The 23,754-nt window shown below is 49.5% G+C and carries 20 protein-coding genes, 1 other RNA gene and 2 pseudogenes; 13 read left to right on the forward strand and 10 right to left on the reverse strand.

Annotation, left to right across the window (positions count from 1 at the left end; all coding sequences use genetic code 11):
- Positions 1-13: 13 nt before the first annotated feature.
- A complete protein-coding gene (locus tag ABLU78_RS17450; RefSeq protein ID WP_015370249.1) occupies positions 14-304 on the reverse strand; it encodes an RnfH family protein in 291 nt (96 codons plus the stop codon).
- Complete coding sequence (locus ABLU78_RS17455; protein ID WP_015370248.1) at positions 294-731, reverse strand: type II toxin-antitoxin system RatA family toxin; 438 nt, start codon at positions 729-731, stop codon at positions 294-296. Before ABLU78_RS17455 ends, ABLU78_RS17450 begins: the two co-directional genes overlap by 11 nt.
- A gap of 153 nt (positions 732-884) precedes the next feature.
- On the opposite strand from ABLU78_RS17455, the gene smpB reads away from it, so the two are divergent.
- The 4 genes from smpB (at position 885) to ABLU78_RS17475 (ending at position 3,933) form a co-directional block, all read left to right on the forward strand.
- A complete protein-coding gene (smpB, locus tag ABLU78_RS17460; RefSeq protein ID WP_015370247.1) occupies positions 885-1,367 on the forward strand; it encodes an SsrA-binding protein SmpB in 483 nt (160 codons plus the stop codon).
- Between the two features lie 143 nt (positions 1,368-1,510).
- Positions 1,511-1,873: a transfer-messenger RNA gene (ssrA, locus tag ABLU78_RS17465) on the forward strand.
- 166 nt (positions 1,874-2,039) lie between these two features.
- A complete protein-coding gene (locus ABLU78_RS17470; protein ID WP_323806290.1) occupies positions 2,040-3,287 on the forward strand; it encodes an integrase domain-containing protein in 1,248 nt (415 codons plus the stop codon).
- 1 nt (position 3,288) lies between these two features.
- The gene (locus ABLU78_RS17475; RefSeq protein ID WP_323806289.1) at positions 3,289-3,933 is read left to right on the forward strand and encodes a hypothetical protein; all 645 of its coding nucleotides are present in this window, start codon (positions 3,289-3,291) and stop codon (positions 3,931-3,933) included.
- A 369-nt stretch (positions 3,934-4,302) separates the two neighbouring features.
- On the opposite strand, the gene ABLU78_RS17480 is transcribed toward ABLU78_RS17475, so the two are convergent.
- Positions 4,303-7,371: a DEAD/DEAH box helicase family protein gene (locus tag ABLU78_RS17480; RefSeq protein WP_045378363.1), complete on the reverse strand. Its 3,069-nt coding sequence runs from the start codon at positions 7,369-7,371 to the stop codon at positions 4,303-4,305.
- A 628-nt stretch (positions 7,372-7,999) separates the two neighbouring features.
- Here ABLU78_RS17480 and ABLU78_RS17485 point away from each other — a divergent pair.
- Positions 8,000-8,215, forward strand: coding sequence for an AlpA family transcriptional regulator (locus tag ABLU78_RS17485; RefSeq protein ID WP_032453753.1), 216 nt, complete (start codon positions 8,000-8,002; stop codon positions 8,213-8,215).
- Between the two features lie 35 nt (positions 8,216-8,250).
- Positions 8,251-10,320: a DUF927 domain-containing protein gene (locus tag ABLU78_RS17490; protein ID WP_323806288.1), complete on the forward strand. Its 2,070-nt coding sequence runs from the start codon at positions 8,251-8,253 to the stop codon at positions 10,318-10,320.
- Between the two features lie 366 nt (positions 10,321-10,686).
- Here ABLU78_RS17490 and ABLU78_RS17495 read toward each other — a convergent pair whose 3' ends face one another.
- Positions 10,687-11,103, reverse strand: a complete 417-nt coding sequence (locus ABLU78_RS17495) for a helix-turn-helix transcriptional regulator (protein WP_045324751.1) — start codon at positions 11,101-11,103, stop codon at positions 10,687-10,689.
- A gap of 371 nt (positions 11,104-11,474) precedes the next feature.
- Between ABLU78_RS17495 and ABLU78_RS17500 the strand changes: the two genes are divergently transcribed.
- From ABLU78_RS17500 to ABLU78_RS17515, 4 genes are read left to right on the forward strand one after another with little or no spacing between them, the layout of a single operon-like run.
- Positions 11,475-11,996 carry a PTS glucitol/sorbitol transporter subunit IIC gene (locus ABLU78_RS17500; protein WP_097497836.1) on the forward strand — a complete coding sequence of 174 codons (522 nt, stop codon included), beginning with the start codon at positions 11,475-11,477 and terminating at the stop codon, positions 11,994-11,996.
- Positions 11,993-12,367 (forward strand): PTS glucitol/sorbitol transporter subunit IIA, encoded by a 375-nt coding sequence (locus tag ABLU78_RS17505; protein WP_323806287.1) that lies wholly within the window; start codon positions 11,993-11,995, stop codon positions 12,365-12,367. Before ABLU78_RS17500 ends, ABLU78_RS17505 begins: the two co-directional genes overlap by 4 nt.
- Positions 12,364-13,344, forward strand: a complete 981-nt coding sequence (locus tag ABLU78_RS17510) for a PTS glucitol/sorbitol transporter subunit IIB (RefSeq protein ID WP_348820610.1) — start codon at positions 12,364-12,366, stop codon at positions 13,342-13,344. The genes ABLU78_RS17505 and ABLU78_RS17510 overlap by 4 nt, the downstream gene beginning before the upstream one ends.
- Positions 13,345-13,354: 10 nt before the next feature.
- Positions 13,355-14,368, forward strand: a complete 1,014-nt coding sequence (locus ABLU78_RS17515; RefSeq protein WP_265780670.1) for a Gfo/Idh/MocA family oxidoreductase — start codon at positions 13,355-13,357, stop codon at positions 14,366-14,368.
- Between the two features lie 125 nt (positions 14,369-14,493).
- On the opposite strand, the pseudogene ABLU78_RS17520 reads toward ABLU78_RS17515, so the two are convergent.
- Positions 14,494-15,044: pseudogene (locus tag ABLU78_RS17520) on the reverse strand (GNAT family N-acetyltransferase).
- Between the two features lie 138 nt (positions 15,045-15,182).
- Between ABLU78_RS17520 and ABLU78_RS17525 the strand changes: the two are divergent.
- Entirely contained in the window at positions 15,183-16,082 is a 900-nt protein-coding gene (locus ABLU78_RS17525; protein ID WP_265780669.1) for a hypothetical protein, read from the forward strand.
- A gap of 231 nt (positions 16,083-16,313) precedes the next feature.
- Complete coding sequence (locus ABLU78_RS17530) at positions 16,314-17,351, forward strand: hypothetical protein (RefSeq protein ID WP_323806286.1); 1,038 nt, start codon at positions 16,314-16,316, stop codon at positions 17,349-17,351.
- 455 nt (positions 17,352-17,806) lie between these two features.
- On the opposite strand, the pseudogene ABLU78_RS17535 reads toward ABLU78_RS17530, so the two are convergent.
- From ABLU78_RS17535 to ptsG, 5 genes and pseudogenes are all read right to left on the reverse strand, one after another.
- Positions 17,807-18,051 (reverse strand): annotated as a pseudogene (locus tag ABLU78_RS17535) (hypothetical protein); the annotation flags it as partial.
- Between the two features lie 20 nt (positions 18,052-18,071).
- Complete coding sequence (gene hxlA, locus ABLU78_RS17540; RefSeq protein ID WP_323806285.1) at positions 18,072-18,707, reverse strand: 3-hexulose-6-phosphate synthase; 636 nt, start codon at positions 18,705-18,707, stop codon at positions 18,072-18,074.
- 23 nt (positions 18,708-18,730) lie between these two features.
- Positions 18,731-19,294, reverse strand: coding sequence for a 6-phospho-3-hexuloisomerase (hxlB, locus tag ABLU78_RS17545; RefSeq protein WP_265780677.1), 564 nt, complete (start codon positions 19,292-19,294; stop codon positions 18,731-18,733).
- Positions 19,294-20,136, reverse strand: a complete 843-nt coding sequence (locus ABLU78_RS17550; RefSeq protein ID WP_323806284.1) for a glucose-6-phosphate isomerase family protein — start codon at positions 20,134-20,136, stop codon at positions 19,294-19,296. Before ABLU78_RS17550 ends, hxlB begins: the two co-directional genes overlap by 1 nt.
- Positions 20,133-21,659: a glucose-specific PTS transporter subunit IIBC gene (gene ptsG, locus ABLU78_RS17555; protein ID WP_323806283.1), complete on the reverse strand. Its 1,527-nt coding sequence runs from the start codon at positions 21,657-21,659 to the stop codon at positions 20,133-20,135. Before ptsG ends, ABLU78_RS17550 begins: the two co-directional genes overlap by 4 nt.
- Positions 21,660-21,881: 222 nt before the next feature.
- Between ptsG and ABLU78_RS17560 the strand changes: the two genes are divergently transcribed.
- The gene (locus ABLU78_RS17560) at positions 21,882-23,561 is read left to right on the forward strand and encodes an SgrR family transcriptional regulator (RefSeq protein WP_323806282.1); all 1,680 of its coding nucleotides are present in this window, start codon (positions 21,882-21,884) and stop codon (positions 23,559-23,561) included.
- Positions 23,562-23,754: the final 193 nt, after the last annotated feature.

Here is a 23,754-nt window from a genome sequence, read left to right on the forward strand (position 1 = left end):
TGTGCATTCCCGCTTATTTCTCAGCGTGCTTTTCAGCCCGCTGCCGACGCAGCTCTTTCGGGTCAGCAATCAGCGGGCGATAAATCTCTACGCGGTCGCCATCATGGACTTCGTCATGCAGCTTGACCGGACGGCTGTAGATGCCGACTTTATTTTTCGCCAGATCGATATCTTCGCGCAGCGCCAGAATACCGCTGGAGATAATCGCCTGCTCGACCGTTGCCCCAGCCTGCAGCTTCACGCGCTGCAGGTACTGTTTTTCCGGCAACGCATAGGCGACTTCAACCACAATATTAGCCGACACGATACACCTCTTTGGCGCGCGTGGTGAACGCCTGCACCATATTGGCAGCCAGCTCTTTAAAGATGCGACCAAAAGCCATTTCAATCAGCTTGTTGGTGAACTCAAAATCGAGATGAAACTCAATTTTGCACGCATCCGGGCTGAGCGGAATAAACTTCCAGCCGCCAATCAGCTTTTTGAACGGCCCATCGACCAGGCTCATCAGGATACTCTGGTTATCGGTCAGTGTATTACGCGTCGTGAAAGTCTTGCTGATGCCGGCCTTGGACACATCAACCGCCGCCGTCATTTGCGTCGGCCCGGCCTCCAGTACTCGGCTACCGGTGCAGCCAGGCAGGAAATCGGGATAGGACTTCACATCATTTACGAGTTGATACATCTGTTCCACGCTGAAAGGCACCAGCGCAGTACGGCTAATCTGAGGCATAGCAGGTTCCACATTTAAACACGGGACAAATAATATCATTTATCTGCTGCTAAAAAAAACGCTGTACCATAACTCGTGCTAAGATAGCCCATTACGCCTCGCAGGAAGGATTGAGGTAACAATGTTTAGAACTAGCGATGACTTCAGGACATTATGACTAAGAAAAAAGCCCACAAACCTGGATCAGCCACCATTGCGCTGAATAAACGCGCCCGTCACGAATACTTTATCGAAGATGAATACGAGGCAGGCCTCGCGCTGCAGGGTTGGGAAGTGAAATCTCTGCGTGCCGGCAAAGCCAACATCGGCGATAGCTATGTCATTCTGAGAGATGGCGAAGCCTATCTTTTCGGCGCCAACTTTACGCCAATGGCGGTCGCCTCCACGCATTACGTTTGCGATCCGACCCGTACCCGCAAGCTGCTGCTCAATCAGCGCGAGCTAGATGCGCTATACGGCCGCATTAACCGCGAAGGTTATACCGTCGTCGCCCTGTCGTTGTACTGGAAGAACGCCTGGTGCAAAGTGAAAATCGGCGTAGCGAAAGGTAAGAAACAGCACGATAAGCGCACCGACGTGAAAGATCGTGAATGGGCGGTCGATAAGGCGCGCATCATGAAGAATGCCGGGCGGTAATCCCCCCTCTCTGCGGGCCAGCTCCCTCTGGCCCTACGCTATATTGCTGTTGTCGCTGCTTTTTCACTCGATATGCCGCCAGAATCCTCGCTTCGGGGGCTGGTAACCACCTTCATAAATCTGTTATACTTCAAGTACACATTGGGGCTGATTCTGGATTCGACGGGATTCGCGAAACCCAAGGTGCATGCCGAGGGGCGGTTGGCCTCGTAAAAAGCCGCAAAAAAATAGTCGCAAACGACGAAAACTACGCTTTAGCAGCTTAATAACCTGCTTAGAGCCCTCTCTCCCTAGCCTCCGCTCTTAGGACGGGGATCAAGAGAGGTCAAACCCAAAAGAGATCGCGCGGATGCCCTGCCTGGGGTTGAAGTGCTAAAACTAATCAGGCTAGTTCGTTAGTGGCGTGTCTGTCCGCAGCTGGCGTGCGAATGTAAAGACAAACTAAGCATGTAGTACCGAGGATGTAGGAATTTCGGACGCGGGTTCAACTCCCGCCAGCTCCACCAAACATTCATTCATGATGCATCATGAACCTTAAAAAAGCCTGTAACTTCAACGAGTTGCAGGCTTTTTTGTTGCATGTGTGGTCATGATCTCTGTATGAATCTTAAGCATTATGTATCTTGTTTTGTACCGCGTTGCCTGAACGCTAAAAAAACAAGGTGCAAAAACATGCCTAAGGTATTGAAATCCCTAACCAATACCGAGATCGCTGCCGCCAAGCCGCAGAAGACCGAGTATATGCTGCGCGATGGCGACGGACTGGCGTTGTTGATTAAGCCATCCGGCAGAAAGATCTGGTACTTCGAATACGCTCCCCCGGCGCTGAAAAAACGGACCAAAATCAGCATTGGCCCCTATCCGGTAGTCACCCTCGCCATGGCGCGAGATTTCAGGTTGCAATACCGGCGTTTACTCGTGCAGGGCATCGACCCGCAGGCCCATCTGGAGCAGGTTGCAGAGGAGCAACGACTCCAGAATGAATGCACGCTGGAAAAAGTTGCGGAACAGTGGCTCAAAGAGAAGAAACGGACCAGCGATCTTAGCGAAGACCACGCCAAAGATGTCTGGCGTTCGCTGGAGATGCACGTCTTCCCTTCTCTGGGTAACACGCCCGTCACTGAGATCCGCCCGAAGATGCTCAAGGAACACCTCACGCCGCTGGAAGAACAGGGTATCCTCGAAACGCTGCGGCGGGTTATCTCACGGCTCAATGAAATCTTCCGCTTCGCTATCTCCGAAGAGCTCATCGAGTTCAATCCGGCTGACAACCTGGTCGCCCGCTTCAAGAAACCGAAAAAGCAGAACATGCCCGCCCTCCACCCCAGCGAGTTGGGCAGGCTGATGCTGGCGCTACAGAACGCCTCTATCCGCAAGGAAACCCGCTGTCTTATAGAATGGGAGCTACTGACCTGGGTTCGCCCCGGCGAAGCCGTCAGCGCCCGCTGGTGCGACATCGATATGAAAAAAGCGGAATGGCGCATCCCTGACACCTTTATGAAGATGAACCGTTCGCACACGGTGCCGCTCAGCAAACAGGCACTGCGCGTTCTTCAGATCATGGAGCCCGTCAGCCGCCATCGCCCGTGGGTCTTCCCCAGTATTCGTAAGCCACTGGAGCACATGCACCAGCAGACCGCTAACGCCGCGCTTATCCGTATGGGGTTTGGTGGTGAGCTGGTCGCCCACGGCATGCGCAGCATCGCCAGAACGGCGGGCGCAGGTCATTTCCCCCGTGAAGTCCTGGAGTCTGCGCTGGCACACCAGAAAGAAGACGAGATCGAAGCGGCCTACAACCGCAGTGACTATCTGGAACAAAGGCGGCCGCTCATGCAATGGTGGGGAAACTACGTTGATGCCGCCAGACGGCAGGCATTGCTCGGTGAAGAAGAACCGCTACGGATCGTCGAAGGAGAATAATGTGACCAGCCCCATTCGTCAGAATCTGTTTGAACGAGAATGTGATATGCCGCTGCTGGAAGCGCGGCATCTCGCCCTTCTGCTTCTCGGCCTCGATGCTTCCCAATCTGCAAACGCCCTGCCGGAAGAACATCAGGAAAATTACCGTATCCTGCACGACGCCATCAGCCGCACCATAAAAGCAACCGGAATGGTCAGCGCCCCGGCAAACAAACGCATGTTCTATGCCGATGAAATGTTTGCCCTGGCCTGGCGACTTATTGATGACGAACTTACGCCACCAGAAATTAAGGCCCGCAGCCTAAAGGCGGTGATGAAACTGTCGCGTAACAGTCGTGGCCGTAAGTGGCTGAAGACGCTTGGTGACGATGCGTTGCCGGATCTCACGGCTTCAGCACAACCTTCTCTGCGGGGAATGCATAAACGCGACAAGGCTCGGGAGAATACTGCCCGACTCTGCTGGCTGCTTGTTCAGCTTCTGGTTGAGGAGACTGACGGGCGTTATGGTACATCTGATAAACCGGCTTCGGATCGGATACTTCGTAAGCTGAAAACGCTGGCACAGGAGCGGGAAGTGCCGTCGGATGGGCTTGGACGAGGAACCTTTTATGAGGTGTTGAAGATGGGAAGGGAGAAGGAAACGTAGGTGGCCGTTGTTTGTATAAGAGTTAAAATAGGTAGCGTAATTAACCATTTAAATTATCAATATTTATTATCTGTTTGGTATGAGTATTATGATATACCGAGTGATACTTGGATAAATTCATTAAAATCAACACAAGAATACAGTCAACTCAAAAATTCCCCAATTAGCATTAACTCATAGACGCATAAACTTAAAAATCCATTTAACATACAACGCTAATAACTAATCTTGGGCAGTTAATATCAACCGTATATTCTGCTTAAATAACAAACTATAATAATTTACTTTAAACACCATCATATTATATCAAATTAACCCACTTGGTATAACTTTAAGTGGGTTAATTTTAATATCCTACTAGATTTTCATTTAATCCGAAACAAAAAATTTAACATCGACATCATAACTTGATGCCTGCAAAAGCCATGTATCTATAAGTTGATATGCTTGCAATGATTCAGGGGATATTTTCCCTAGCCCAGAAAATTGGCTTTCGAAATGTTTTTTCGAAAAAGCATTACCGATAACAATCCATATTTCTTTTCTAACAGATATCATGGAGCGGCGATGTTTAATTAAGTCAAGAACATCTTCTAATGAATGATTAATATCAAATGTTTTATTGTATAACCGAATGCGGCTATTAAGTTTTATACCATTGTCATTTCCGCTATCACTTGGCCAACTTTTTTTCAATCTTGAAAGATTTGCAAACTCAAGGGATGAATTTTGAGAGATCAAGAAATGTATATTCTTTAATGCTTGACTTCCAACTTCTGTTATAGCCCCAGCAGAGGATTCTGGATTTATGGTTTTACCGCATTTTACATGAACATATACTAATTTACTTTTCGAAGAAATTACAAAATCTGCAGGTTCAGTATCCATGTCTGTACATAAGATCATATCGACGTCAGGGATATGTTCATAAAACTCCCCAAGTTGAGAGATCGTCGGATTATGATTTTTCACATTTGATAGATTATCAATCAGACTAAATATTGAATTTACCCCAAATGCAGTTTTTGTTAAATTCGGAATATCCTTTTCATTTAATGTATCTTTAGAAAGACATTTTAATGGGTAAATCTTATCAAGCATGGCTTGACTTATCTCTCCGCTTTCAGAAGGTAGTTGAAACTTATAAAACATCCCATTCAAAAAAGTCACACCTTTGTTAAATAACAATTTAACTGTATTGGCGTTAAAAACATTTTCAGGTGATATAATGGTTCCATTTAAGTATATATTAACCCCATTGACATTAACTTTAAATTCATCATCTTTAAAATTAAAAACTATTTTATTGTTTAAACATGATGAAACATACTGTTTATAATCAGACAATCTAAATATAAATGGCGAGGATATTTGTTTAAGAATCCTCATGTTGATATCTTCAAATCTAAAAAAAGAAACGCCTCTATTATACATTTTAAATAAAAACGTATTCTGAACCAAAACCCTACAATTAGAATGTTCCAACTCAATGACACCATGTATACCACTAAAGTCAATTACACAGGATATAGGTTCCTCCTCCGGAGCTCCGTCAATAGGTTGAGAGAAAGAACTCAAAAAATTACTTCTCAGTTTATTATTGCTATCGAATGTAAATTTAATCTCATCAATCCATGCACAAAAACTATCGTAGTCAAAATTTCGAAACTTTTGATCACTAATCCTACCAGAACCGATTCCTAAATAATATGAGGATGCAATTTTATCATCTATATTTAAATTAGAACCCTTTGCTGTAGTCACAGCATAACTTGAATTTGATTGTGGATGATTTGTACTCTCTAGGTTCTCACCAATGTAGGCGATCCCTTCAGCTTTTAATGAACTTCCCAATAATGCACGAGATGTTGCCTGTGTTGTTCTGGATTTTTCCGTTTGAGCAAATACCTTATAAAGAATATCGGAATTGACCGCTCTACCTAAATTGAGGTCAGTCCTATGATTAAATCGACGACCACTACTATCAAATATAGCAACTAAATTCCCAAGATCTTTTACTATAACAATTTCTAAGGAAGGTTCAAAGAACAATCTATCAATTAAAAATTTAGAATTATTAAAACAAACAGAAGTTATCACTCCAGTCTCTTTATCATATTTCGACAAAGCCCCCTCTCTAGTAAATTCCCAATAAATTTTATCTATAAAGTCTGCCAAATCAAAATTTGGAAGTTTATTTATAAAGCACACCGATGCTAAAGGTATAACTAGGGATCTTGCAGGTTCGAACTCCGAGAAATTGAATTTCTTTTTATACGAAGATTCAAAATAACTATGTTCAGGGAAAGCATCCAAATAACTTTCTAGCAAAGAAGCTGTATTTAGTGTATTTAAGAATTTTTCAGCTGAAGATTTATCTGATATATAGTCATCAAACTCAATATAGTTATCCCAGAGTCTTATATTTTTACTATTTCCTAACTCAAATACAATTGGATTATAATCACGAAATACTCTCACGACCCGACCAATTGTTTGAACTAGCTCCTTACCACTACCGACAGAATAAGTAAGAATTAGTATCTTCGCCTGCGGGAGATCTATTCCCTCGTCAAGTTTACGTTGATGGATGTAAACTTCATACTCAAGTTCGTCAATTTTAGCTGGGACATAGTTCAAGTTATCATCTAGAGGTTCATCTTTAAAACGGTCGTGGATTGCAAGTGTTTTAAATGTGTCCTTAAGAAGGGAATAATATTTACAAATATCATCGAAGTTTCGGCACTTTACAATACAAACAATATCTGGATATTTTGCCCTAAAGTCTAATATTTTATGTATCAATTGCTCAGAAGTAATCTCCTCAAATGTTGGTTTAACTATAACCTTATCATTTATAGCCTTCTTATATGTATATATAAAGGTATGTTTCACATCTATGTCAAAACTGAAAAGATCGTTTCTATAAGGAGTTGCTGTTATGATTATTTTCTTTGATTCAAACTTTCTAATAACAGAACCCCATTGCGGTGATGGTTCAGCATGACCTTCATCTATAAGTATTAATTGAAAAGAATTTTTAAGTTGATTTACATCCTCTTCCGATAAACTTGTAAGCTTTTGGAATGTAGTACAATAAACACCATCAAGAACATCTAACGAGATACCATTAATAACATTCTTTTTTACTAATGATGGTTCATATTCATCTTGCAAGATTTTCTCAAAAAAACCTCCCTTTAGTTGTCTGTATAATTGATTACATACAGCACGTCTATGACTTACGACTAGGATTTTATCAATTTTACTATAATGAGCCACACAGCATATAACACCACTCTTACCTGAACCAGTAGGTAAACTAATAAGGCAAGCGCCTTTTGATGATTCGTCTAAATAATTTGATATAGTCTTAATACTATCATTTTGACAATCTCGTAACATAGAGACTATTGAATCTGGAACTTCTACGCCCATTTACTATCTCCACAGCTTTTAGATATGTGTGAGTCCGTTACATCTTTCTTAATAAAGCAGCACAATATTTTTGACTTAGATCACATTTTTGTTATAAATTTTTTATGCTAAATTTTATAACATTTTCTAAGTATTCTTGCCAAAACAATATTCTAGCACTTCTCTAAACTGTCATTGTTAGCCGAATTCACATAGCTATCTCTATGCTATGGGTGTCTTAGCGTGAAGCCTTAGCATTAGCCCCTGCCTCGAGGCACATACCTTACGTCATCTGGAGCGAAAATATCGTTCCTCTTCAGAAAAGCAACAAGGGAGAGTCAAATATAAAGTATCAGGTGCTCGCCATTTGCTGCCCAGGGGACAGAATAGTGTGAACAACTATAAGTATTTGTAGTCGTGCGTTGCCATCCGTTAACCTGAACATACATACTCCCGACAAAAAACATATATAATAAATCCATTTAATTTCAAGAGATTAATTAAATCTCTACTAGTTCTGATAGCAGAGATTTTTCTTCTCGGACTCTCTATTTTCTATCCGGACTTAACTTTTTCACCCGGACCTATACCTCCCCTTCCCGTTCCGCGCTATAACCGCTCCGACACTCTGTTCCCGTGAGGTGCAATCATGAAAACCCGTGTTGACAGTAACGATGCTTTTCCCGAAAGCGGTAACGTGCGTATGCGGCAGGTGGTCCAGTTTCTGGCGATGAGCGAATCTTCGGTTTACCGCCTGATTAAAGACACCGACTTTCCCCGCCCCGTCCACCTCTCTTCCCGACTGGTGGTCTTCGATGCCGCTGAAATCCGCCAGTGGCAACAGCGCCGCACCGCCATCCGTTAATCCACGCTCAGGGATGAGCCGACTGATACCCCATCATGAAACGCGCCCCTTTTCTCTGTAAGCAGTCTCCGGACCGCACGCTCGAAGTGGTGATCCTTGCCGGAAGCCTGGCATGGGAGACCTCACGCGACTGGCGAAAAGATCCTGACCGGGAAGATGATATTCCTCCGGTGGTACTCGGCCCGGATGAACTGGCCGATCTGGACAACCTGACCATAATCAGGCCCGACACGCTTTACGTCCGGGTACTTCGCACCGGCGATATCCGCGAAGAGGAGTTGCTGAAAATCGCCGTAAAACTGGCGCACGCGGGTGTGCAGATGGCCCGGCTGATGAGCCCTGACGGTGAGTTACTGGAGAACTGGACCGGGCAGCTTGAACGCCTGCGACAGGAAAGGCCTTCCGATATCCTGCCGGATCACTTCCGCCTCGATGAAGAAGCGCTGTGGTTTGACAAGCTCACCGAACGCCGCGACGGGGAAAGCGACGTCCAGCCCCAGCGCATCTGTTCCCCGCTGCACGTCACCGCCATCACCTGCGACAGCCATGACGGCAGCTATGGCCGACTGCTGGAATGGCATACCACCACCGGGCAGTTGCGGCGCTGGGCCATGCCGATGGCAATGCTCAGCGGCAACGGCGAGGAGCTGCGGCGCATTCTACTGGAAAACGGCCTGACCTACATCTCCACCCGCCCCGCCCTGCGCAGCCTGTTATGCGAATACATCTCGCGGTCACTCCCCGGACGCAGGGTCACCTGCGTGGAGAAAACCGGCTGGCACAACGGCGTGTATGTGCTGCCGGATGAAGTTATCGGTCCCGGTGGCAGCAATGTCATTCTTCAGGGCAGCCACTACCTGACTGGCGGCTTTGCACAATCCGGTACGCTGGCGGAATGGCAGGAGCAGGTCGCCGCACTCTGTGCGGGTAATTCACGGCTGATCTTTGCCGTCTGCTGTGCACTGGCCGCCCCGTTGCTGCGCCTGACCGGAACGGGCGGCGGAGGCTTTCATCTGCGCGGTGAGTCCACCGACGGCAAAACCACGGTAATGAAGGTGGCCGCTTCCGTCTGTGGCGGCACGGATTACTGGCACTCCTGGCGGACCACCGGGAATGCGCTGGAAGGAATTGCCAGCCGCCACAACGATGCCCTGCTGCCGCTCGATGAACTGCGCGAAGTGGACCCGCGTGAAGCCGGGATGATTGCCTATATGCTGGCGAACGGCCAGGGCAAGGGGCGCGCCCGTACCGACGGCGAGGTACGTAACCGCAGGCACTGGACGCTGCTGCTGTTCTCCACCGGGGAACTGTCGCTGGCGGAACACACCGAACGCGCCGGGGAGCGCCTCTACGCCGGAATGGACGTGCGCATGGTACAAATCCCCAGCGATACCGGGCAGCATGGCGCGTTTGAGCAGCTACACGGCTTTGCCAGCGGCCAGCAGTTCGCCGATACCCTCTGCGACCGGGTGGCCCGTTTCCACGGCACCGCCTTTCGTGCCTGGCTGGCCTTCCTCACCAGCGACCTGGACGCCAGCACCACGCTGGCAAGAGAATTACTTCGCCGCTACCAGACCGCCCTGATGCCGGAGCATGCCGGAAACCAGGTGCAGCGCATCGTGGCCCGTTTTGCCCTGCTGGCGGTGGCCGGAGAGATGGCGACGCTGCACGGCATCACGGGCTGGCAGGAAGGCACGGCGTATGAGGCGGTGCAGATCTGCCTGCACGCCTGGCTGAACGAGCGCGGCCATATTGCCAACCAGGAGGATGAAGGCGTGCTGGCGCAGATCAAACGGTTCATCACCGCGCACCAGTACTGCCGCTTTGCCTCGTGGGATGGCCCGGACCGCCCGCTGAATATGGCAGGCTTTCGCCGGGTGGAAAAAGATCCGCTGACAGGTGAGGAACACACACTGTTCTTCATCCTGCCTGAGGGCTGGCGGGAAATGTGCCGGGGCTTCAGTCCCGCCAGAGCGGCCAAATTATGTCTGGAAGCAGAATGCCTGCTGTCCGGCAGCGACGGGAAATACCAGTCGCAGGTTCGCCTGCCGGAGATCGGCAAAGCCAGGGTCTACCGGCTCACCTCCCGCATTCTCAGTATCTGAGTGCAGTCTCGCGTGTCTTAAAACAAGGTGGTACAGAGTGGGACAAGTGGTACACGCAGGGCTGGCGCTGGTTACAGCGTCCCACCTTAGAGAATTTGGTTTAAAATAAGTGGTACAGGGTGGGACAGCCGCTGCTGAATCTGTCCCACTTTTCAGACTGGCATTTTTCAGGTGGTACATCGCAAAGCCACGGCTGGCGCGGTTGTACCACTTGTCCCACCTGTACCACCTCAAAAACAGAAGAACTGAAAATGGCGGAAAGGGACGGCAAAAGCAAAGGCTGAAAGGAAGGGAGAATAAGGGGAACGGGCCTGCCCTTAAAGGGCAAAAGCCATGAGAGATACAGACTGATAGTGATCGTTAGTTCTATTGCTCAGTATTATTGTCACCGTCAACATTATGGTCGATCTGACGCGCCACACTTGCCAGAACGCGTTTCAGTACCCGCCCTCGCTGTACAGGGGCCATGTATTTGAACAGGTTATTGAGTAGCTCAAGATCCTTTTCAATTTCTGATATCCCGTCCTTTGGACAGGCAAACTCTTCATCATCACCTAAAAACCATCCCGCTTTGATGCCCATACCAGCAGCTATCTTCCGAAGTTGCATGATTCCGGGGACGGATTCTCCCTTCAGATAGCTTCGAATGGTTGAATTGGGAATACCGGTTTTATCTACCAGAGAACTGACTGTGTCTTCAGATAACGACATCGCTTCGGCAAGGCGAGTGCCAAACTGAAAATTGTTATCTTGATCAAAAAATTGATTATCTTTTTTAGACATTAGACGCCACTAATCAGTAATCAATTGATTTTGTTGAATTCAATAAAAATAAATTCACAGTATGCTGTGAAAAACAGATCTTTAAATTCACAAAATCATGTGATAACTTATCTGTACAAATTGCAGACTATCACCCTCTGCAAACCCAACTGCTGAGCATCGCATACTCAGGGCTGAATTGCCACGCATCCGCTCGTCCTGAAAACCGCTCAGTTCACAAAAACACGCCACAAGCGGGGATAACAAAGAAAGCAGTATGAGCCATAGCTGTTTATCGCCATTACCGGAGCCCCAGACGCTTACGCCTGTCATGCCTTAACCTCTGTCCGATAAGTCTGTGCGCTCCGGGCCTTTTACCCGGAGTCCTCCTTATGTGGACAGTCAGCCTCGCTGAGGCGTTTATTCATGTATTCCAGACCGCAGGCAAAATCTTCCTCGACATGATGACGGGACTTATCCCGATGCTCATCTGCCTGCTGCTGGCCATCAACTTCCTGATGAAGCTGGTCGGCACTGTCAGAATGGAGAAAGTCGCCGCCCTGCTCGGCCGCTCGCGCATTCTCACCTACGGCGTGCTGCCGGTACTCGGCTGGTTCTTTATGAGCAGCCCCGGCGCGCTGACACTCGGCAAGCTCTTACCTGAGAAGAGTAAACCCGGCTATGAAGATGCACTCGGCACCACTGCCCACCCCCTCACCAGCCTGTTTCCCCACGTGGTGCCGTCGGAGTTGTTTGTCTGGCTTGGCGTCGCCGCCGGGGTTAAGGCACTCGGCCTGCCCGTCACCTCGCTGGCGCTGCGCTATATCGCTGCCGCCATGCTGATTGGTTTAATCCGCGGGATTATCACCGAGTACCTGTTCCTGCGGCTCAGCAAGCGGGGGAATGCATCATGATGATTTACTGCGCACGTATTACTGCCATCGGGCTGTTTGTCGCCGACGGCCTCACCGACAAAATGCTCATCACCTTCGACAGCAACGGGCCGAAAGACTGTCTGGACTACTCCCTGTCACTGGAACCGACCATGCGGGAAGCAAATCTGTTCATTCTGCCAGGCGATACCCTGTTACTGGCCGGATACAGCTACCTCATAACGGCTGTGGGCAGAGAAGCACAGCAGTCGCTATTTGAACTCGGCCATCTGACGCTGGTGTTTAATGGCGACCTGAACCCCTGCCACGTCGGCGCGGTTCATCTCTCCGGCCCGGTGCCGAAACTCCATGACCTGCACGGCAATCTGGTGATTGAGGAGGGACGCCCATGAACACGGTGCTCATTCCGCCCGGCCCCGGCGGCTACGGTAAAGGGCTGTGGCTGCCTGTTGGCAGCGGCAAAAAGGTGCTGTCGCTGACCGGGCGCGAAATTCATCCGGTGGCGATAGAAATCGGCGCACTCACCGAATCGGAAATCGTCAACGGCTTCTCAGACATTCCGCCGGATAACGACATCCTGTGCGTGGTGATTAACTGTGCCGGGTCCCTGCGCTGCGGCCTGTATCCGCAGAAGGGCATCCCGACCATCAACGTACTCCCCACCTGGCGGGCAGGACCGCTGGCGCACTTTATTACCGAGGATAACTACGTTTCCGGTGTCACGATGGAACAGCTGGTTCTGGTGGATACTGCCGAAGCGCCGGACGGCGAGCCTGAAACGACTCAGGAGCCTGCGCCATGGGTTATCACCGCACCTCCACCTCCCCATGGCGCGGAGAAACTGGTGCGCATGGTCGAGCAGACCGGTACCACCGTCGGCCACGTTATCGCCCTGCTGTTCGCCGCCAGCCGCGAGGCGGTGGATGTGTCCCTGCGCAACGTTATTCCGTTTATGGCCTTTGTCTCGCTGCTGATTGCCCTGGTGCAGGAGACCGCACTCGGCAGCCTGATTGCCCATGCCCTGACGCCGCTGGCGAACTCTCTGGGGGGGCTGGTGCTGCTGTCGCTCATCTGTGGCATTCCGTTCCTCTCCCCGGTGCTCGGACCGGGTGCCGCCATCTCGCAGGTGATTGGCGTGATGATAGGCACACAGATTGGCGCAGGGGCGATATCTCCGGCCTTCGCCCTGCCCGCGCTGTTTGCCATCAACGTGCAGGTCGGCTGCGACTTCGTGCCGGTGGGCCTATCCATGCAGGAGGCAAAGCCGGAGACCATTGCAAAGGGCGTCCCCGCTTTTCTGCTGTCGAGACAACTGACCGGACCGCTGGCCGTCATCATCGGCTGGCTGTTTTCCCTGGGCTTATTCTGAGGACATAACGATGAACAAAATCAGAGCCGCCGTGGTAGGTGCAGGTATCTACGGCAAACACCATATGAACGCGTACCGCCATAACCCGGACACGGTACTGGTCGCCATCTGCGACACCGATACAGAACGCTGCGACGACCTTGCCATGGCATACGGCATCATGGGCTATACCCGGCTGGATGTCCTGCTGCAGGAGGAAGCCGTCGATGTGGTTTCGGTGGCGACACCGGACCCGTACCACACCGAATCCATCCTCACCGCCCTGCGCCACGGCAAACATGTACTGGCAGAGAAACCGCTCGCCACCTCGGTACGCGAGTGCGAGCTTATCGTGGAGATGGCGCAGCAGCGGGACCTGCTGGTCGGCGTCGATTTCCACAAACGCTGGGACCCGGCGGTCATGCGCATTAAGGCTGAACTGGAGAAGCCGGAAGCCGGGCGCATCCTGCGCGGCCATATCAGCATGGACGATGTCATCAGCGTGCCGACGGAGTGGCTGAACTGGGCGGGCGCAAGCTCCCCGGTGTGGTTTCTCGGCTCCCACTGTTTTGACCTGGTGCGCCACCTTTCTGGTCAGGAGGTGGTGTCAGTGTACGCCGTCGGGCAGAAGCGGCTGATGGTCGAATGTGGCCTCGACACCTTTGACAGTGTGCAGAGCCTGCTGACCATGGCCGATGGCAGTTCGTGGGTGGTGGAAAACTCGTGGGTGCTGCCGGAGGGCTTCCCGAAGGACAACGACGGGCGCATCGATATTCTCTGCGAGGCAACGTATATCCGCAGCACTTCACAGCATCGCGGGCTGGAAATCACCACTCCGGTCATGACGCTCACGCCCAACAGCTATTTCATCAACCACCGCAACGGCGTTGCCAGCGGTTTCGGTATCGACCCCATCAATGACTTTGTGCGCGCGGTCAGAACGAAATCGTTGTATCCGGTGACGGCAGAGGACGGACTGGCAGTGAGCCGGATCTGCGAGGCGGTACATCGCAGCCTGGAGAGCGGCAAACCTGAACGCCCATAATGCCATAACTTTAAGGGCTGTAACTTTGATTGGTAAGGCACTTGACCCAGCAAGCCAGACAAAGCGCAGGCATTATTAGAAAGCATGGTCAGCTTTGAACGAAGAACAGACATTCCATAACTTAATCAACCAACCTGACGAGCATTCCATTCGTCACGGGTGATTTCCCAGAGTTCGGAATCCAGTAGACCGCTGACATACTCTTTCTCTTCAGTCCTTATGAGCCGCATACCACTGCTGTCTGAAATACGTTTTGAACGACTATTGAAAGTCGCTTTAGGTGCTCGCAACACGGCTTTATTTAACGAATTAAACCAATAATCCGTAGCTGCAATACTGGCCTAACGTATAAAGCCCTGGCCCTAATACTCCGGAACTAACCAAAACACACGGTTTTATCTTCAATGTCATACAGACAGATTAAGCCCATCAGTTTGTCAGGCGTTTCACGATGTCTGATAGTCCAGAACCAAGCTATTCCATTTGCCATATCAGGCAGGGCAACGTTATTAACGTAATTCCCGGCATTATTATCAGGATAGGGCCATGGTACTGAAGAGACCATGTAGCGAACTATCTCCCAACGTGGATAAAGCATCTGAATTTGTAAGGCATCTTCGGGGGCTAATGGCTTTAATATCAAGCGTTCTGTATAGAGGTTAGGTTTATGTAACACTACTAAAGTGAAATGCTTTCGAGGTCATGCTACAAGTGGCGAATGTGGACAGAAAATTAACCCTCACAATTTTGTTGACAAATGGTAGCGTTTATAAAAAAATCTTAATTTATATAGCTCTTAAAAAAGGATTATAAAATGCAAGGTTTTTACTTAACTAATTTACTTCCACCTGATATGCCAAATAAATTCTCAATTACCACTAATGGCATCCTTTGGAATTTAGAAAAAATACAACACCCTGATTTCAATAATGTTATTAATGAGATTAAAAATGGTGCGTGCGCCAATACATATTCTATATCAACAAATATACCAAGTAACCAATTGAGGGTGTCTGGATTAATTGAAGATAGCTATTTCGATAAAATCATGGATAATCTTTTGAAGGCATGCCTTGCATTTTCTTTTATTACTGGAACATCTGTTCGACCAACCTGTTCAACGCCTTTCTCCAAAGTTGGTTTAATTCAACCAGGAGATAAATTCCCAAGAGATCATTCAATACACTCTCCTGAGTCTTGCTTGAACACTTTAAGTTATTATATAGATTTTGTTGAGTCCTTCTGTAACAACAATAACGTTTTTAGCACGGAAAAGATGTTACTTATAATGCATTATTATCTTGATTCAATTGCTGCATGGTCTTTAGAAAACCAATATACCCTTCTCACAACTATACTACAAATCATTGGGGATACTGAAAAAACATCTGGAAGACAATTTGCCCAATTACACGCAATGCAAAGAGGATCCCAGGTTGGTTTTTATGATTATTTAGCTGGAGCTGCAGATCGAGTAGGAATCCAAAAACTAACCTTTGACGCTGTGAAACTAAGAAATAAATTAATACATGAGGGCAAGTTTGATAATTCCACATACCCATCTAAAAGTAATATTACCGACTTGATTTCAGAAAGCTTTTCTTGGATAGATTCCTATATATTTAAAACAATTGGATTACAATATCAACCTAATCCAAGACATACATCTAAAATGCTTGAAAATTTTATGAATAGTTTCTCCCATGATCTTTAAATACTATTTAAAGGTGCGGTGATATTATGCTTGGACATTTAAAAAACAAGTCAAACTGCTTGAGTAAAATTAGGAAATCATCTATTCTTCACCTTCAAATAGTATCACGCAATACGGGGAGTAGAGTGGGAATCGTAAACTTTTACGCTATACTAAAATTAACAGTCAGTGACTAAAATACAAATATAAAAAATCCTTCAAGAAAAAACCAAATAAAAACAAGGACAAAAAATGAACCAGAGTAACTTATCACACCCCAAAGTAATTAGTTTAATTAGAAAGGATAGCGATAAAGAATCAAATGATGGAGATTCTACTGGTGATATTGCTAATCTCATGTTGGAACGTGGTATGTCATTGTCAGAACCTGTACTAGATTTGCTTTTAAGACCAATTTTGCATTGCCAATGTATAGTAGATAGCAATACTACTGTTAACTTAGAGTATTCATTTCCCACCAGTCTATCTTTTAGAGAGGTTATTGATATGGGAATGGAAAAAAAAGGAGAGCCCGGTGATGTTAATTTATATAATATTATTAAATTGATATCAAAAGGAATAAGTAAAAAAAATAAACTACCTGTAATCTTCGAAAGAATGAAAGAAACCATAACTGGAAGCTCTCAGGAAAACCATAAAAAAGTTTCGCGATGTGTCATCATCAATGATGATTTCGTGAAAATTAACAAAAAAAACCTAATTTCTCATTATAACTACACTGAATCGGATGCTAGTGCATTCATGAAGAACCTTCATTTTCTTACTGTTCAAGGGGTGAAGGTGAGCGAACTTTTTTTATTGAAAGCCGAAAAGATTTCTGCGACAAAGTGGTTTATGTTAGGGGTGCTTTTTTCAAAGAAAGGTGTTCGTGTTGATCATTGGATAAATTTAAATGTTATGGAGAACAACCTCCAATATGATTCAGAGAACAATTTAACACCTGAAGAACACGCGAAGAAAAACATGGCTGAAATACATTTTGTTTCATCTGACCTAACCTTCTGGAAGTCGGTTACTCAATGGTGGATTAATAATAATAATGAAAAACTCGGCAATCTAACCAAACTTGATAAAAAAACTAAGGATAGGCTAACAGTTAATACCATAAGACATAACGCTGTAAATTATGTTATCAGTTGGTTATATGTTGAGGGGTCAGATATTCATGATGCTATGTTTTGTCTTATAAACAGAAAGATAGCAAATCAGTTTCCAACTCTTAGAAATGAAGCCATAAGACAAATAGAAGCAAGAGATTATGATTTTTAGCCATTTTATGGTGGACCTTATCGTTATTACTTTGATGCAATGATCACGATTAAATTTACGTTGTCGTTTAATATAAATTGTGGATGGGAGGGGGGAGAAAAATGCTCTGCTTTAGATGACGTCGTCGTAGCAGCATGCTATGCATTAATACCACCTCATAAAGCTGGCAGATGTTACGAGGAAAGCATTGCGTGTAGGATCACTGAAACAAACACTACATTTTTAACTTATCGCTACCATCAACTACTTTACGTCCTATTGTAGTGTTTTACTGAATCTGGTCACTTAATGTCCGCTCCTGGCACTAATCAGACATTTGAACTCTTCCCTTTCCCGGACATCTGAACCTAGCCACCAGCATGAATTGCAGTAACTAAATTGAGATGTCCATCGCGAGTTTTGGATAATGACAGTATCTCTCGTGATACTTTTACTCCGACCATGTAAGCGACCGTCTCTCTGACATGTTCCCTGCTAAAAACATGCAGCAGATGGCCTGGGGTTCCGCCAAGCCCCCTACGCTGCGCAATGATTTCGTCATAGTAGATAGGGTTTACGACAATGATAAAATCCATATCGGAGTATTTATCAAATCCGCATGAATAATCGAGCCACTTGCGCGAAGGAAGTGAATCTATGAATCAGACTGAAGGCATAATCTTATGGTTAATCCGGCATCTGGCACACAATCGCGCCAGATGCCACTCTGTTCGTCTAACCTCAGTGATGCTGCAACAACACCTGCGAAATCTTCCTCGCTTCACCTGCCGGATCTACCGAATGTGTGATCGCCGACCCCACAATCACCACATCCGGGCCTAACAGCGCATAGTCCTTCACCGTCTGGCTGCTGATGCCGCCTGCCACGGCAATCCGGGCTTTCCGGCACGCCTTAAGCATCGTTATCAAATCATCTATCGGCTTGCGCCCCGCCGCCTGCTGGTCGGTGCCGGTGTGAACCGCCAGCATATCCGCGCCCGCCTCTTCCAGCAGGCGGACCCGCGCGGGCAGATCGTCGACGCAGATCATATCCACCACCACCTGCTTTCCGGCCTCTTTCGCCGCGCGGATGCATGACTGGATCGTCAGCACATCAGTCACGCCTAATACCGTGACATAGTCTGCCCCAGCATCGAATAGCAGCTGCGACTCAAAATGGCCGCCATCCATAATTTTCGCATCCGCCAGCACTTCCTTATGCGGGTATTTTTCTTTAATGGCTTTAATCGCGTTCACGCCTTCCCGAATAAGAAAGGGTGTTCCCACTTCAATAATATCAACTTCATCAACCACCTTCTCAATAAATACCAGCGCTTCAGGCAGGGTTAACTCGTCCAGGGCAAGCTGTAATTTCATGTTGGTTTCCTTGTATCGAATGACTATTCGAGGTTGGCGTGCAGCGCAAAACCTTTGGTTAAGCGATATCCCGTCGACTGGGCCAGATTCACAATCATGGCGTCGCCCAACACCATGACAGCCTCTTCAAACAGGCTACCGCCGGGCAGAATGCCTTTCACGTTATAGGGTCCATCCGGCAGTTTGTCGGTATAGGCAGGGATCCTGACCACCACATCCGCCAGTTTCCCCAGCGTGGACTCGGGGAAAATGGTCAGCAGGGCCACTGTGCCGCCCAGTTGTTTCGCTTTCGTAGCCACATTCACCAGCGAAGCCGTTTCGCCCGATGCGCTGGCCAGCAGCAGCAGGTCGCCTTTTTGCAGCGCAGGCGTGACCACATCGCCGACAACATGCACCTTCAGGCCGATATGCATCAGGCGCATCGCAAAAGCTTTCAGCATTAACAGCGAACGCCCTGCACCAAAAACAAATATCGCGTTTGCTTCAGCGATGGCCTGCTCCAGACGCGCCAGCGCAGCACCGTCAATCCGCGACATCGCCTGATGCAGGTCGCTACAGGCGACACCTGCAACAGATTGCGTTTCCATCATGCGTCCTCCTGACTGAGCGGGAATAAATCATCCTCATACTGGAGCATCCCCATGATTTCCCGGACATAGTTATCGACATGCCCCAGAAAGTGAAAACGTTCCGGCGCGGCGCGATAGCGCTGGTAAAGCGGCGTATCGAAGGTGATTCCAAGATGCGGATTCTCTTTGACGGTGGCGAATTTGATGCGCGGAATATGCGGGTAGTAGTGATTCTTGCGCACGCAGAGTTGCCCGTTCTCCTCCACGATGTAGCAGGCCATACCGTGGTAAAACTGCACCGTGTCGTAGTGAACCGCGCAGGGTTTATACGCCAGGTTGCTGAATACCAGTGGCCCGTCGCCGATATTAATGGAGCAGTGGCCGTAATTCGGCGGTACGATAATGCTCTGCCCCTCCTTCACCACCGCCACGATAAGATCGTCCACCAGCAGATCTTTTGGCACGACGGCAAAATCCGGCGACTTTTGCAGGATATATGCCGCCGAGCCCTTAATCACTTCATACACTTCCGGGTGGGTGTTGCGCCGCGTGTCGTTATAACCGTGGTAATGACCGCTGGTTTTCTTGCGCTCTTTGCCAATCGTTCCCGGCATGATGATGGTGATGTCATATTGGTATTGGTCGGCAGCAAGCCGTTCCTGATCCTCCGCAAAGCTGAGCCCGCGATAAACATCGTAAGCCGGTTCATCACGCTGCGCTTCGGTGAACTCCGGTAAAACCACCGCCATCTGCCCGGCGCTTTTGCGGCCAAAGCCGAGATAGTTCAGCGGGGGTTTCAGCGCCATTACGCCATCGTCATCGAGATACAGCGGCAGACCGCTGTGGTGTAGCTGTTTCATTTTGCCTCCTGTGTATACGCGTTAGCTGCGCGGATCGCCTCTTTCAGCCGATCGGATTTCATGCCAAAGACGCTCTGAATGTTGTTCCCGACCTCGACGACGCCCGCCGCGCCAAGCTGTTTCAGCAGCGCCTTGTCCACCAGCGTCTTATCCGTCACGTCAATGCGCAGACGCGACATGCAGGCTTCGATGCTGGTCATATTTCCCAGCCCGCCATAGGCCAGAATGATGCCGCTCACCAGGTCGTTCTGTTCGCTTTCCTGAGTCACTGCGCTTTCTTCGACTTCACGCCCCGGCGTCAGCAAATTCCAGCGGCGAATGGCAAAGGTAAACAGGACGTAGTACAGCGCCCCCATCACCAGCCCGACCGGGAACACCATGTACCAGTGAGGCGCGCGCGGCAGGACGCCAAAGAAGAGATAGTCGATAAGCCCGCCAGAGAAAGAGAGCCCGATGTGCACGCTGAACCACTCCATCAGCAGGAACACCAGCCCCGCCAGGACGGCGTGAATGCCATACAGCACGGGCGCAACAAACAGGAAGGAGAACTCAATCGGCTCGGTAATGCCGCAGACGATGGAGGTGATCGCGCCAGAGAGCATAATGCCCTTCACCCGCGCTCTGTTTTCCGGGCTGGCGCAGCGGTAGATCACCAGCGCAATCGCCGGAATGCAGAACATCTTGATCGGCGTCAGCCCGGCCATAAAGGTTCCGGCGGTAATCGGCACCTGATCTTTCAGCTGGGCAAAGAAGATAAGCTGGTCGCCATGCACCACCTGCCCGGCGTTGTTCACGTACTCGCCAAACTGCAGCCAGAACGTCGGCCACCAGACATGGTTAAGACCAAACGGGATCAGCAGCCGCTCGACAAAACCGAACAGGAAGGCGGACACGCCCGGCCCCTGCACCGTCATGGTATTCGACAGGCCATTAATCAGATGCTGAATCGGCGGCCAGACCACCGCCATCACCAGCCCGACAAACAGCGCGGCGAAGGAGGTCACTATCGGCACAAAGCGCTTGCCGGAGAAGAACTCCAGCCAGGACGGAAGCTGGATGCGGTAATAGCGTTTATACAGCCAGGCGGCGATAATCCCGATAATGATGCCGCCAAACACACCGGTCTGGAGCGAAGGGATGCCCAGCACCATCGTGTAGTCACGCACCTGCGCCACTGATTCGGGCGTGATCCCAAGAAACTGGCCGATGGTGACGTTCATAATCAGAAACCCGGCGATCGCCGACAACCCGGCAATCCCCTGGTCGTCACTGAGTCCCACCGCCACGCCGACCGCAAACAGCAGCGGCAGGTTAGCGAAAATCGCGCTGCCCGCTTCCGCCATCAGCTTCAGCACGTGAACCAGCCAGTCAGCGCCAAGAAACGGCAGGCTGGCGACAATATTGGGATCCTGAAAGCTGACGCCGAAGGCCAGCAAAATACCGGCGGCAGGCAGCATGGCAATGGGGATCATGAGCGATCGCCCGATGCTTTGTAACATTTGCAGAAGGTTGAATCTTTTCATCTCGATCTCCTGAGCGCGTCTTTATGACAGGGATTCGCACAACAGCAGGTTCTGCTCCGAACACCTTCAGTATCCGAACCGGAGGTGATTAAAAAAACAGCAATCAAAGACGAAAGTTATTTCCGGTTTTCGCTTAAAACCGGAAAATTTATGAGGGTAATCACGCCGGAAACCGTCAGAAAGGGATAAAAGAGGAAATCACGTTCGGCAGGAGGTCATCATATGAGTATCTTCGAGGCGCATTTTCGCAGGCTGCACGCCCGCTACGGCGCATGTCAGACACACGAATTACAGATGCAGGAGATCGCCGCCATCTTCGGCTGTTCGGTGCGTAACTGCCGGATTGCGCTGAAAAAGATGCATCAGGAAAAATGGCTCGACTGGCAGCCGCAGTGCGGGCGCGGTAAGCGCTCACGGCTCCACCTGTTAACCTCGCCGGAAAAGCTGTTCAGCCAGAATGTCACTAAGCTGCTGGAGAAACAGGATTACGGCAACGTGCTGCGGTTTATCGGCAACGACAAGTATCTGCTGGATCGCCTGAGCCTGTGGCGCTTTGGGGTACAGGATAAAAGCAGCGAAACGCGGGTGCGCATCCCCTACTATCGCAATCTGGATCCGCTTAACCCGCTCGTTCCCCTGCGGCGGACCGAACGCCACCTCCTGCGCCAGTGCCTGAGCGGGCTGACGCGCTATGATGCCGTTCAGGGCAGGATCGTCCCCGATATCGCACACTACTGGACCCACAACGACGACTTTACCCGCTGGGAGTTCTGGCTGAAATCCACCGCCCGCTTTGCCGATGGCAGCGAACTGGATGCCAGCGCCGTTCAGCGCTGCCTGCTCGCCGCCAGCCAGAGCCCGCAGTTCACCCCACTTTTCAGCCCAATCAAAACCATCACCGCTGACGCCCCCTGGCATCTGGTGATTGAAACGCACCATCCGGTCAGACGGCTCGACTGCCTGCTCGCCACCCAGCCAACGATGCTGTTTGATTACCAGCATGGACACATCCGCTGTACCGGCGCTTTCCACCTGCAGGAGCACAGCGACAACTTTATGGTTCTGCGGCGCAATCAACACTGGCATCAGGCGCGCCCCGGACTGGATGAGATCACCATTTTCACCTGGGCTCCGGAGCATATCAGCATGAGCTTTATCCCCCTGCTACGGGGCGAGGAGGCGCAGGATGACCGCCCGCTCAACGAGCGTAGTCTGGAGCAGGGATGCTGCTTTGTACTGCTCGACGGTGACGGTGCCTTTGCGGATGAGGCCGGAAGACAGTTTATCAATTACCTGCTGCAGCCTGTCGAACTCCTCAGCCAGACGCAGCTTCCCGACGAATACGCGCGCATCCTCTCCGTGGCTCAGGGCATGCTGCCGCAGTGGAACCACCGCCCGGTGGATTTTGGCGGGGTCACCGCGCCGTTTAACCTGCGTCAGCCGGTGATCATCAGCACCTTTCAGCAGCCGGAACTGGTGGAGCTTGCCGGGGCGATTCGCATCCTGCTTGAGCGCTGGCATATTCGCGCCGAGATACGGATCGACGCATTTGACAGCTTTAACAGCCAGCCGCGCCCTCCCGCGGATATCTGGCTTAGCAACTTTATGCTCGATACCCTTTCGGTTCCGGCGTTTCTGGAATGGCTGGCTTCCACCGCGCTGTTTACGCGCTTGCCTGAAGCCCAGCGACGAAACCTGAACGCCCTGCTGCCGACCATTCTGAACAGCGACGATGAACAGGCATTCGCCAGCATTGCCGACTTTTTCCATGAGATTACCCACCAGCGATATGTCATTCCTTTGCTGCATCACTGGATGGAATTTGCGACCGAGAAGTCATTTACCTGGCGGGATTTAAATACGCTGGGATGGCCGGATTTTAGCCAACTTTGGCTCGAATAATGCTACGCCCGCAAAAGCTCGCTAAAGGGCCTTTAAAGGCCTTTAAGGGTAAGGGAGAGAATTGTGAGATTTGGGGTGGAGGAACATTTGGTCATCTGTATGGGCAATTCCATCAAATCCATCAGCAGCACCCTTTACGGTCTACCGATACCTACATTCAGAACGTCCGGTAGACGAAGCTAAAATGCCCATG

Source organism: Klebsiella sp. JN_Kp122 (genome assembly GCF_040062085.1).
In the GTDB taxonomy this organism is placed as follows: Bacteria; Pseudomonadota; Gammaproteobacteria; order Enterobacterales; family Enterobacteriaceae; genus Klebsiella; species Klebsiella aerogenes.